The following is an 11,187-nucleotide window of genomic DNA, read 5'->3' as shown; positions in this document are numbered from 1 at the left end:
CCCGCGTCAGGAAAAGCGCGCGAGATCCTCCCGCGACAGGCGCCCGTCGTGCAGCGCGGTGGCAACGAGGACGCCGCTGATGCCCATGGCGGCCAAGGTGTCGAGGTCCTGCGCATGGCGCACGCCCCCGGCGGCGAACAGGGCCAGATCGCCGCCGCGTGCTCGGATATCCGCCAGCCGCTCCAGGTCCGGCCCGGCGCCCGAGCCGACTTTCGCGAGCGTCATGGCGATCACGCGGCGCGGCCAAAGCGCGGGCGTCGCATGCACCGCCTGCGGCCCGCGCGGCCCCTGCGCGTCATGATCGAGCGAGAGCACGAAATCCAGCCCCGCCATATCGGCCAAGGCGAGGGCATTGGTCAGCGTCTCGCTGCCGACCACCGGAATGCCGGCATCGGCGGCATGGCGCGCGGCGAGCGCGGGCGCGCTGTTCTCGCCCGCGTCCACCCACAAGGCGAGTTCGGGAAAGGCGGCGCGCAGATCGCGGATGGCGGGCGCATTCTCGCCCTCGCCCGCGATGGCATCGAGATCGGCGATATACAGGGTCTTGAACGGCGCCAGCGCCAGCAGCGCCGCCACGATATCGCGCGGCGCGCTGCCGGCGGCGAGCGGCGAGACGATGGGCGCATAAAGATGGCGCGCGCCCTGGCGGGCGTGCACCACAAGCCCTCCCTTAAGATCGATCACCGGGATAACCTGCATCTTCGTGTCCGAGCCTGGTCCGGGAAGGAAAGCGCATGCGCGTCTTTGTCTGCGAGTTCGTGACATCCGGCGGCCTGCGCCACAAGACGCTTCCGGACGCTTTGCTGCCGGAAGGCACGCTGATGCGCGACGCCATGATCGGCGACCTGGAGAATATTCCCGGCGTCCAGGTGCTCTTGTGCCATGACGACCGCCTCGCGCCGCCCCGCGCGGACAGCGTCCCGGTGGGCGAGACCGATGATCCCTGGGCGGTCTGGGCGCGCCTCGCGGGCGATGCCCATGTGGTCTGGCCGGTGGCGCCGGAAACCGACGGCCTGCTGGAGCGCCTCGTGGCCCTCACCCGCACCGGCGCGGCGCGGGTGATCGCGAGCGATGCGCCCGCGCTGCGAATCGCCAGCCGCAAGAGCCTCACCGCCCAACGCCTCGCGGCGGCGGGCATTCCCCATATCCCGACCTTTCCGTTCGCGGCGATGCCGGAGAATCTTGCCGTGCCGCTCGTCACCAAGCCGGACGACGGCGCGGGCGCGACGCACACCCACATCTGGCGCAGCCTCGAAGACCTGCGCGCGGCGCAGCTGCCGTCCGAAGGCCTCATCGTTCAGCCCTATGTGGCGGGCGTCGCCGCCAGCCTCAGCATTCTGTGCCGGCCGGACGGAACCACCCTGCTCACCGCCAATCTCCAGGAGATCGCCGAGGACGCGGGCCACCTCTCCCTGACCGGACTCACCGTGGGCTGCCTGCCGGACGCGGACGGCACGCTCGCGGCGCTCGCGCGGGCGGTGGTCGCGGCCATTCCCGGCCTCAGCGGCATCATCGGCATCGATGTGATCCTGACCGAGGAGGGGCCGGTGGTGGTGGAGGTCAATCCCCGCATCACCACCTCCTACGCCGGCCTCCACGCCAGCCTCGGCATCAATCCCGCCGCCTTCCTGCCGGAGCTGATCCGCGACGGCCGCCCGCCCGCTTTGCCGCGCCTGCCCATGGCCGTGCCGGTGGAGGTGAAGGTGCGATGAGCGCTTTCGCCTTCCTGGGCTGGGACGTGGGGGGTGCGCACCTCAAGCGCGCCGCCTTCGACGACGCGGGCGTTCTGCGCGCCGTCGACATGGCCCCGTGCGCGCTGTGGCGCGGCATGGACCAGCTGGACGCCGCGCTCAGCACCCTGGGCGCGCCGGCGCATCTGCCTTCCGCCGTGACCATGACGGGCGAACTGGTGGATCTGTGGCCCGACCGCGCCACCGGCGTCACGGCGCTCGCGGCGGCGCTCGGTGCGCGGCTCGGCCCCGGATGCCTGATCTATGCCGGGCCGGACGGCCTCGTGCCCGCCTCTGCGGCGACCGAGCATGTGAACGGAATCGCCTCCGCCAACTGGCATGCCACCGCCGCCGCGCTCGCCACCGAGCTGCCGTGCGGCGTGCTGGTGGATATCGGCTCCACCACCACCGATCTCATCCCCTTCGCCGACGGCGTGGTCACGGCGCGCGGCTTCAGCGATGCCGACCGCCTCGCCAGCAGCGAGCTGGTCTATGGCGGCGTCGCCCGCACGCCGGTGATGGCGCTTGCGCCCACGCTGCCGTTCGCCGGCCGCTTCGTGCCCCTGATGGCCGAGCATTTCGCCACCGCCGCCGACATCTATCGCCTCACCGGCGACCTGCCGGAGCATGGGGACCTGCATCCCTCGGCCGACGGCGGCCCGAAAACCGTGGAGGCGAGCGCCCGCCGCCTGCTGCGCATGGTGGGGCGCGACCTCGGCCCGGCGACGCTGGAGCAGGCGCGCGCCCTCGCGGCCTATGCGGCGGCGGTGCAACTCCACATGCTGCATGGGGCGCTCGCCTGCGTGCTCTCGGGTGCGACGCTCCCCGCCGATGCGCCGATCGTCGGCGCCGGCATCGGGCGCTTCCTGGCTGCGCGGCTCGCGGCGCGGGTCGGCCGCCCCTATCTGGATGTCGGGGCGGTCTTCGCCCATGATCCTTCCCTTGCGGCGCGCGCGGCCGATTGCGCGCCCGCCGTCGCGGTGGGCCGCCTCGCCTTCGCTGGCGAGCGTTCGCGCCCGCGGCCCTCCTTCTCCACCCCCAGCCTCGCGTGAGTGCCATGATCGATCCCAGCGACCCGGAAGCCCTCGAAGCCGCCGAGACCGTGCCGGCCGCGCCGGCGCCGCGTCGCGACCGGCTGTTCCTGCGCGCGCTGCCCTTCTTCGCCCGCCACGGCGTGTTCGATGCCGAGCAGCAGCTCGGCCAGCGCTTCGTGGTGGACGTGGACTGGTGGCTCGACACCCGCCCCGCCGCCTGGGCCGACGATCCCGCCCTCACCGTCTCCTACCAGACGGTGTACGAGCACGTGCGCGCCGTGGTGGAGGACGACATCGTCCATCTGGTGGAAACCCTCGCCGAGCGCATCGCCGCGCGCCTGCTGGACCATTTCGCGCAGATCGAGCAGGTCCGCGTGGTGGTGCACAAGCCGGGGGCGCCGATCAGCGGCGTGTTCGGCGACGTGGGCGTGGAAATCCACCGCGGCCGGTGAACGGCCTATGGCAAAGCTCGACGGCTCCCGCGCCGTGCGCCATAAGAGCGCCGAACCGGCGGGATATGTCCCGCACGCGACCGTAGGAGACACAAGGTGAGCGACGTCGTGACCCTGCAAGGCTATCTCGGCACCTGGGCGGCCGAGGATGATACCCGCAAGGCCGTTGCCGCAGCCGTGGAGCGCATCGCGCAGGCCGGCGTGGCCATCGCCGACATGGTGGCGCGCGGCCCGCTCGCCGAGCATTTCGCCAAGATCCGCGGCGACGAGGCCAATGCCGGCGGCGATGCCCAAAAGGAATTGGACGTGATCGCCGAGGAGGCGATCGTCTCCGCCCTGAAGGCCGCGCCCGTGGCGTTCCTCGGCTCCGAGGAAAGCGAGACCCCGATCCCGCTCAACGACGCCGGCACGCTGGTGGTGGCGGTGGACCCGCTGGACGGCTCCTCCAATATCGACACCAACGTCTCCATCGGCACCATCTATTCGGTGCTGCCCTATAGCGCCGAAGCCTTCCCCGATCCGGTGGAGGCGCTGAAGCAGAAGGGCACGGCCCAGCTCGCGTCCGGCTTCCTGGTCTATGGCCCCTCCACGCTGCTGGTCTCCACCGTGGGCGCTGGCACGCAGGTGTTCGTGCTGGACCGCGCCAGCGGCGACTTCATCCTCGCCCGCGCCGCCGTCGAGGTGCCCGCCGCGACCAAGGAATATGGCGTCAACCAGTCCAACGTCCGCCATTGGGCGGCGCCCATGCGGGCCTATATCGAGGATTGCCTCGCCGGCAAGGACGGCCCGCGCGGGAAGGATTTCAACATGCGCTGGGTCGGCTCCATGGTGGCCGATGCCTTCCGCATCTTCACCCGCGGCGGCGTCTATCTCTATCCCGGCGACAGCCGCAAGGGCTATGGCGAAGGCCGCCTGCGCCTGATCTACGAGGCCAATCCGGTGGCCTTCCTGGTGGAGCAGGCGCAGGGCGCGGCCACCGACGGCAAGACCCGCATCCTGGACATCGTCCCGCAGAAGCTGCACCAGCGCATTCCGCTGGTGTTCGGCTCGCGCGAGGAAGTGGAAAAAATCGCCAGCTATTATTGAGCGCGTGGCGGCACGGCCGCCGCCGCCCCATATGACGGGCACGGCCTGCGCGGCCGCCGCCGAGGAGTTGAAGCCATGACATTCCCGCTGATCGCGCCCTCGATCCTCGCCAGCGACTTCTCCAGGCTCGGGGAAGAAGTGCGCGACGTGGCGGCGGCCGGAGCCGATTACATCCATCTCGACGTGATGGATGGGCATTTTGTGCCCAACATCACCTTCGGGCCCGATGTCATCAAGGCGCTGCGGCCGCACACGGACAAGGTGTTCGACGTGCACCTGATGATCTCCCCGGTGGAGCCCTATCTGGAGGCCTTCGCCAAGGCCGGGGCGGACATCATCACCGTGCAGGCGGAAGCCACAGACCATCTGGACCGCTGCCTCCAGGTCATTCGCGGCCTCGGCAAGAAGGCCGGCATCGCGCTGAACCCGGCCACCTCCGAGCGGGTGCTGGACTATGTGCTCGACAAGACCGACCTCATCTGCGTGATGACCGTCAATCCCGGCTTCGGCGGGCAGGCCTTCATCCCCGACGTGCTGCCCAAGATCGAGCGCATCCGCGACATGATCCGCGGCCGCGACATCCGCCTGGAGATAGACGGCGGCGTGAACCCGCAGACCGGCGCCCTGTGCGTGAAGGCCGGGGCGGACGTGCTGGTGGCCGGTTCCGCCGTGTTCAAGGGTGGCATCGAAGGCTATCGCGCCAATATCGCCGCCATCCGCGACCAAGCCGCGCAAGCGCTCGGGCTGGTGGCTTGAAACCATAGGCGCCGCAACGCCCCCTCTCCCCGCCGGGGAGAGGGCTGGGGTGAGGGGCTCGCCCCGCCTGGCCAAACTCCTCACCCTCACCCGGCCCCTATGCGGCCGACCTCTCCCCAGTGGGGAGAGGTGGGCAAACGGGGAAAGCTCCCCCGTCCGCGGGGAATAATTTCCATCCCGCGCCAGCGAATCCCCCTCTCCCCCACGGGGGAGAGGGCTGGGGTGAGGGGGTGTCGCTCTGCACGTCCAAGCCGCCGGCCCTCACCCGGCCGCTACGCGGCCGACCTCTCCCCGGTGGGGAGAGGTGCAGACAAGGGGAGAGGCGCGGACGAGGGACGACGGGCGCATTCATCTTGACGCCGGCCTTAAAAAAACGTTCGATCGTTTCCTATAAAGCCCGGATCGCATCCCGTCGCGCGGGACGCAGAAGCCGGCGGGAGGAAACATCATGCTGCGCCCGGCCCCGACCTATGACGCCCTCGTGCGCCAGTTCCGCTGGGAGATTCCGGCACGCTTCAACATGGGCGTCGCCTGCTCCGATGCCCATGCCACGGGCGAAAATCGCCCGGCGCTGATCTTCGTGGAGGAGAATGGCGCGGTGACGCGCTATTCGTTCGAGGATCTCGCCGCCCTCACCAATCGCTTCGCCAATGTGCTCACCGCCTGCGGGCTGGCGCGCACCGACCGGGTCGCGGTGTTCCTGCCCCAGGCGCCGGAAACCGCCATCGCCCATATCGGCGCGTTCAAGGCGGGCATGATCTCGGTGCCGCTGTTCACCCTGTTCGGCGACGAGGCGCTGGAATTCCGCCTGAACGCGTCCGGCGCCAAGGTGCTGGTTACGGATCTCGCGGGCCTCGCCAAGCTCCAGCGCATCCGCGACCGGCTGCCCGCCCTCACCCATGTCTTCGTCATCGGCCCCGACACGGGCGATGCCGCCACCCTCTCCTTCGACGCCGCGCTCGCCCGCGCGAGCGACCGCTTCACGCCGGTGGATACGGGGCCGGACGATCCCGGCATCATCATCTTCACCTCGGGCACGACGGGAAATCCCAAGGGCGCGCTGCACGGGCATCGCGTGCTGCTGGGGCATCTGCCCTGCATCGAATTCGTCCACCAATACATGCCCCAGCCCGGCGATCTGCATTGGACGCCGGCCGACTGGGCCTGGATCGGCGGCCTGTTCGACGTGCTGTTCCCGAGCCTTTATCTCGGCGTGCCGGTGCTGGCCCATCGGGCGAAGAAGTTCGATCCGGATGCGGCCATGGCGCTGATGGCGGACCACAAGGTGCGCAACGTCTTCCTGCCGCCGACCGCGCTGAAGCTGCTGCGGCAGGCGGACGTGCGCCGCCCGGCCGGGCTGAACCTGCGCTCATTGCTCACGGGCGGGGAAACGCTGGGCGCGGAGCTCGGCGACTTCGTGCAGGAGCGCCTGGGCGTGGAGGCGCGGGAGATCTACGGCCAGACCGAATGCAATCTGGTGGTGGGGTCCAATTCCCATTTCTTCCCCATCCGCCCCGGCGCCATGGGCAAGCCCATTCCCGGCCACGATGTCCAGATCGTGGACGATGCCGGCACTGTGCTGCCCGCGGGCGCGGAAGGCCATGTGGCGGTGCGCCGGGGCGATCCGGTGATGATGCTGGAATATTTCAACAATCCGAAAGCCACGGCGGAGAAATACGCCGGCGACTTCCTGCTCACCGGCGACATGGGCCGGCAGGATGAGGACGGCTATCTCTGGTATGTGGGCCGCTCGGACGATGTCATCACCTCGGCCGGCTATCGCATCGGGCCGGGCGAGATCGAGGATTGCATCCTGCGCCATCCCGCCGTCGCCTTCGTCGCGGTGGTGGGAGTGCCGGACCCGGTGCGCACCGAGGCGGTGAAGGCCTGGGTGGTGTTGAAGGACGGCCATGCCGGCAGCGACGCCCTGGTGGCCGATATCCAGCGCCATGTGCGCGAACGGCTTTCCGCGCATGAATATCCCCGGCACGTCGCCTTCACCGACGCCCTGCCCATGACCGCCACCGGCAAGATCCTGCGGCGCGAACTGCGCGCGCGCGGCTGAGGCGGCGCAAATGAAAACGCCCCGCGAGCGGCTCGCGGGGCGTCCCTGGCTTCAGGCGTGCGAGCCCTCCGGGCTCATTTGCCGCGCTTGAACTTGGTCCAGGTCTTGGTCACCACGCGCTGGATATCCATCGGATAAGTGGTGACGGTGAACAGCAGGTCGAAGGTCGCCTGGTCCGGGTAGATGGCGGGATTCTCCAGGATCGCCTTGTCGATGAACTTCTGCGACGCCAGGTTGCCGTTGGCATAGGAGATATAGTTCGAGTTCTTCGCGGCAACTTCCGGGCGCATCATGTAATTGATGAAGGTGTGAGCCTCATCCACATTCTTCGCGTCCTTGGGAATGGCGAAATTGTCGAACCACATCAGCGCACCCTGCTTGGGGATGGCATAGGCGATCTCGACCGGCTTCTTCTTGGTCTTCTTGGCGGCTTCCGCGGCGCGGGTCTTGGCCTGGAACACGTCGCCCGACCAGCCCACCGCGATGCAGATGTCGCCGCGGGCCAGCGCATTGATATAGCCCGAGGAATCAAACTTGCGGATGAACGGGCGCACCGTCATCAGCAGGTCGCCGGCCTTGGCGATGTCGTCCGGGTTCTTGGAATTGGGGTCCATGCCGAGATAGCGCAAAGCGGAGGGGATGACCTCCTCCGGGCCATCGAGGAAATAGACGCCGCAATCCTTCAGCTTGGAGAGGTTCTCCGGCTTGAAGACGATGTCCCAGGTGTTCAGCGGAATGTCGCCGAGCCGCTGCTTCACCATGTCCACATTATAGCCGATGCCCGTGGTGCCCCACATGTAGTTCACGGCATAATCATTGCCGGGATCATAGACGGCGAGGCGCTTGGTGATTTCCGGCCAGGCATATTGCAGGTTCGGCAGCTTGGACTTGTCCAGCTTCTGGAACACGCCCGCCGTGATCTGGCGCTGGAGGAACGAACCGCTCGGCACGACCACGTCATACCCGGTCTTTCCGGCCAGAAGCTTGGTCTCCAGCACTTCGTTGCTGTCGAACACGTCGTAGCGGACCTTGATGCCGGTTTCCTTGGTGAAATCCTCCAAGACCGACTCGTCGATATAGTCCGACCAATTATAGACGTTCACCACCTTCTGTTGTGCGAGCGCGGGCATGGCGCCGAAGGCAACCATTCCGAACGCCGCGGCAAGGGCAAGGCGACGCATCATTATTCTCCTCTGGAAGACCCCGCGAAGCCGTTGCTCGACTTCATGACGCTGAGGCTATTGCGCCCGCGCCACCGGCTCAACTCCCAAAACGTCGCTTGCTGCCGCACCGCACACGCATTGGCGTCGCACACCCTTGAATTCGCCGCCCCCGCCCTCACATGACCCTAGGTAAGAACAACGGAAGGCAGCAGCGCCGCCGCGCCGGTGGCATGGTCGAGCAGCACGAAGGCCAGCAGCACCAGCGCCGCCAGGGCGATGAAGATGCCGAACAGCACGAACGAAATGCGGCGAGCCACCGCCGACACGTTGAAGAAACCCATCGCCCCCGCGATCATGGAAATCACGAGGAATATGATGGCGTATTTGAGCATGACCGCACTCCACAGAAGGCTTTCCGCCGTGGAACCACACAGGCCATGCTTTCGTTCCCCCCGAGCGCTCGGCTCAGCGCGCATCCGCCCATCTGCGGATTTCCTCCTTCAACCGGCGGAAGTCCCAGAAGGCGGCCCCCATCAGGACAAGCGGCACGGCGGCCAGAACCAGCGACGTGGTCTGCGACCAGCCGACCGCGTTGCGCAGAAAGTCGTAGGCAAGATATGTGGTCAGCAGGGTCAGGACGGCGGCGCCGGATATGTACGTGGCCCGGGTCAGCCGCGCCACGCCATAGCCCAGCAGCAAGGCGAAGACGAACGCCAGCCCGAGCGCCCAAAGCCAGGTAAGCCCGAACTGACGCGCGACGAAATTGCCGCCTGATATGCTGAAGAACACCAGCGCCACCAGCAGCAGAAGGCCGGCGCGCAACCGGAAAATCCAAGGCCGCGCCTGCGGCCCCTCAATGTTTGCCATTCCCGCAATCCCTATCGCCCATAGCCAAGCCTTACGCCCGCGGTTTTGATGCCGGCGGCACTCGGAGACAGAACATGGGGCGAACCCTGGTCGTACTCAATGCAAAAGCCGGCACCGTGCAGGATCTCGGCGCCGAGCGCCTGCGCCGGGAAGTGGACGAGGCCCTGACCGAGCCGGGCAAGGACGTGGACGTGGTGGTGCTGCAAGGCCCGGAGATGATCGAGGCGATCCGCTCCGCCCGCCGCAAGGGCTATGACGCGCTGGTGGTCGGCGCCGGGGACGGCACGCTGAGCTATGCCGCATCCGTGCTCGCGGAAACCGACACCGCGCTCGGCGTGCTGCCGCTCGGCACCATGAACCTGCTGGCCCATGACATCGGCCTGCCGCGCGACCTGCCGGGTGCGCTCCAGGGCCTGCGCGAGGCCGAGCCCATGCGGGTGGACGTGGCGACCCTGAACGGGCGCGCGTTCCACGGCGTTTCCGGCGTCGGCTTCTTTTCCCAGATGGCCCTCGCCCGCGAGGCGGTGCGGGATTCGCGCGGGCGCATCGTCGGCTGGCTGATGGCGCTCGGCAAGGCGCTCACGCGCTCGGGCCGCCTGTCGCTGGAAATCGAGATCGAGGGCTGGCGCGAACCCATCGATGCCTATGCGGCGCTGGTGACGAACAATGCCTTCGACGCGCCCGGCTGGCACCGCTCCCGCCTCGACGGCGGGGAATTGGAAATCCACATCGCCGAGGAGCGCGGCGCGCTGGCCAAGATTCGCGTCGGCGCCGACCTGCTGGTGGATTCCTGGCGCAACAATCCGGGCATCCATTCGTTTCGCGCCAAGGCGCTCACCATCCACGCCCCGCGCCGGCGGCGGGCCTGGGTGGCCACCGACGGCGAGATCACGCGCGAGACCATGCCCCTGCACTATCGCATCATGCCGGAGGCGCTGACCTTGCTTCTGCCGCCGAATTCCCTGCAGCGGGCCGCGAAAGCCCGCCGCGACGATATCACCTGAGCGGCGTCCGGCGCCGGTTCAGCGCGGCTCTGCGTCATAGACGATGGTCACCTGGGCGCGGGCGGTGGTCTCGCCCGCCTGGACCGGCACCGCGCGCGCATCGGCCTTCATCATCATCGGCGCGGCCGCGACCGGTCCCATGTCGTGCTGCGGGCTGATGCGGCGAATGCGCACCAGGCGCAGCCCCGCCGCTTCGGCGAGGCTCTGGGCCTGGGTCTTGGCATCCTCCACCGCCGCCAGGCGCGCCTGCTGCTCGATCGCGCTCGGATCCTGGAGCGCGAAATTAAGGCCGCTGGCCTGATTGGCGCCGGCCTGCACCAGCTTGTCCAGAAGGGTGCCGAGCTTCGTGAGATCGCGCACCTTCACGTTCACCGTGTTGCGCACTTCATAGCCGGTCAGGCGCGGCGCCTCGCGCTGGCCCTGCTGGGGGTAGACATATTGCGGCTGGATGGAGAAGCCGGACGTGACCAGATCCTTCGGCTCGACGCCCGCGGCCTGGATGGCGGCGATCACATCCGCCACGCTCTTGCTGTTGCCGGCGAGAGCTTCCTCGGCGGTCTTTCCCACGGTCACGACGCCGGTGGACAGGCTCGCCATGTCCGGGGCGGCACTCGCCTCGCCCTGCCCGACCACGGTCAGGGTCGCGCGCGACAGGTCCTCCGCGCGCGCCGCCGGCGCCTCGAGGACGGCGCAGACCGCCAGGGCGGCAAGAAGGCCGCCGGAAAAGACGCGGCGCCAGGACAGGGGAAAGGACATGGAACGCTCCGCTCGGTGTGTGCACCCCCACAGCACTGTGGGAAGGCGGCGCCAATGGGGCGAAGCCGCGCTTGTCCCGGTTGTTCACACGGCTAGGGATTGGTAGGACGTTGGCGGGGGCCTGTAGCTCAATGGTTAGAGCTGACCGCTCATAACGGTCTGGTTGCAGGTTCGAGTCCTGCCGGGCCCACCAATATTTTCAAGTACTTATGTTTTTCGTTTTAGCTTCAGCCACCGAAATGACCACCAAAACACTGGGACTCCGCCTTCCGTA

Annotated in this window: 12 protein-coding genes and 1 tRNA gene; 8 read left to right on the top strand and 5 right to left on the bottom strand. The window is 68.2% G+C overall.

Going from position 1 to position 11,187, the window contains the following annotated elements:
- Positions 1–6 precede the first annotated feature (6 nt).
- The gene (locus tag V5F84_RS11720; protein WP_394045573.1) at positions 7–699 is read right to left on the bottom strand and encodes a HisA/HisF-related TIM barrel protein; all 693 of its coding nucleotides are present in this window, start codon (positions 697–699) and stop codon (positions 7–9) included.
- 35 nt (positions 700–734) lie between these two features.
- Between V5F84_RS11720 and V5F84_RS11715 the strand changes: the two genes are divergently transcribed.
- The 6 genes from V5F84_RS11715 (at position 735) to V5F84_RS11690 (ending at position 7,123) form a co-directional block, all read left to right on the top strand.
- Complete coding sequence (locus V5F84_RS11715) at positions 735–1,712, top strand: ATP-grasp domain-containing protein (RefSeq protein WP_394045575.1); 978 nt, start codon at positions 735–737, stop codon at positions 1,710–1,712.
- Positions 1,709–2,782, top strand: coding sequence for a hydantoinase/oxoprolinase family protein (locus V5F84_RS11710; protein WP_394045577.1), 1,074 nt, complete (start codon positions 1,709–1,711; stop codon positions 2,780–2,782). Before V5F84_RS11715 ends, V5F84_RS11710 begins: the two co-directional genes overlap by 4 nt.
- Before the next feature lie 5 nt (positions 2,783–2,787).
- A complete protein-coding gene (gene folB, locus V5F84_RS11705; RefSeq protein ID WP_394045579.1) occupies positions 2,788–3,216 on the top strand; it encodes a dihydroneopterin aldolase in 429 nt (142 codons plus the stop codon).
- Positions 3,217–3,312: 96 nt separating this feature from the next.
- Complete coding sequence (locus tag V5F84_RS11700) at positions 3,313–4,302, top strand: class 1 fructose-bisphosphatase (RefSeq protein WP_394045581.1); 990 nt, start codon at positions 3,313–3,315, stop codon at positions 4,300–4,302.
- A 75-nt stretch (positions 4,303–4,377) separates the two neighbouring features.
- Positions 4,378–5,058, top strand: coding sequence for a ribulose-phosphate 3-epimerase (rpe, locus tag V5F84_RS11695; protein ID WP_394045583.1), 681 nt, complete (start codon positions 4,378–4,380; stop codon positions 5,056–5,058).
- Positions 5,059–5,506: 448 nt separating this feature from the next.
- Positions 5,507–7,123: an acyl-CoA synthetase gene (locus tag V5F84_RS11690; protein ID WP_394045585.1), complete on the top strand. Its 1,617-nt coding sequence runs from the start codon at positions 5,507–5,509 to the stop codon at positions 7,121–7,123.
- 74 nt (positions 7,124–7,197) lie between these two features.
- Here V5F84_RS11690 and V5F84_RS11685 read toward each other — a convergent pair whose 3' ends face one another.
- The 3 genes from V5F84_RS11685 to V5F84_RS11675 all read right to left on the bottom strand — a co-directional run bounded on the left by V5F84_RS11685 (position 7,198) and on the right by V5F84_RS11675 (position 9,153).
- Positions 7,198–8,307 carry a polyamine ABC transporter substrate-binding protein gene (locus V5F84_RS11685; protein WP_394045587.1) on the bottom strand — a complete coding sequence of 370 codons (1,110 nt, stop codon included), beginning with the start codon at positions 8,305–8,307 and terminating at the stop codon, positions 7,198–7,200.
- A 164-nt stretch (positions 8,308–8,471) separates the two neighbouring features.
- Positions 8,472–8,678: a DUF1328 domain-containing protein gene (locus V5F84_RS11680; protein ID WP_394045589.1), complete on the bottom strand. Its 207-nt coding sequence runs from the start codon at positions 8,676–8,678 to the stop codon at positions 8,472–8,474.
- 73 nt (positions 8,679–8,751) lie between these two features.
- Complete coding sequence (locus V5F84_RS11675) at positions 8,752–9,153, bottom strand: hypothetical protein (RefSeq protein ID WP_394045591.1); 402 nt, start codon at positions 9,151–9,153, stop codon at positions 8,752–8,754.
- 74 nt (positions 9,154–9,227) lie between these two features.
- On the opposite strand from V5F84_RS11675, the gene V5F84_RS11670 reads away from it, so the two are divergent.
- Positions 9,228–10,157, top strand: coding sequence for a diacylglycerol/lipid kinase family protein (locus V5F84_RS11670; RefSeq protein WP_394045593.1), 930 nt, complete (start codon positions 9,228–9,230; stop codon positions 10,155–10,157).
- 18 nt (positions 10,158–10,175) lie between these two features.
- On the opposite strand, the gene V5F84_RS11665 is transcribed toward V5F84_RS11670, so the two are convergent.
- Positions 10,176–10,913 carry an SIMPL domain-containing protein gene (locus V5F84_RS11665; RefSeq protein WP_394045595.1) on the bottom strand — a complete coding sequence of 246 codons (738 nt, stop codon included), beginning with the start codon at positions 10,911–10,913 and terminating at the stop codon, positions 10,176–10,178.
- A 117-nt stretch (positions 10,914–11,030) separates the two neighbouring features.
- Here V5F84_RS11665 and V5F84_RS11660 point away from each other — a divergent pair.
- Positions 11,031–11,106: transfer RNA gene (locus V5F84_RS11660), tRNA-Ile, on the top strand.
- Positions 11,107–11,187: the final 81 nt, after the last annotated feature.

The sequence above is a fragment of the Roseixanthobacter liquoris genome, assembly GCF_043195135.2.
Lineage (GTDB): Bacteria > Pseudomonadota > Alphaproteobacteria > Rhizobiales > Xanthobacteraceae > NCEH01.
Note: the sequence above shows the minus strand (reverse complement) of the source record. Positions and strands in the feature narration are given on the sequence as shown.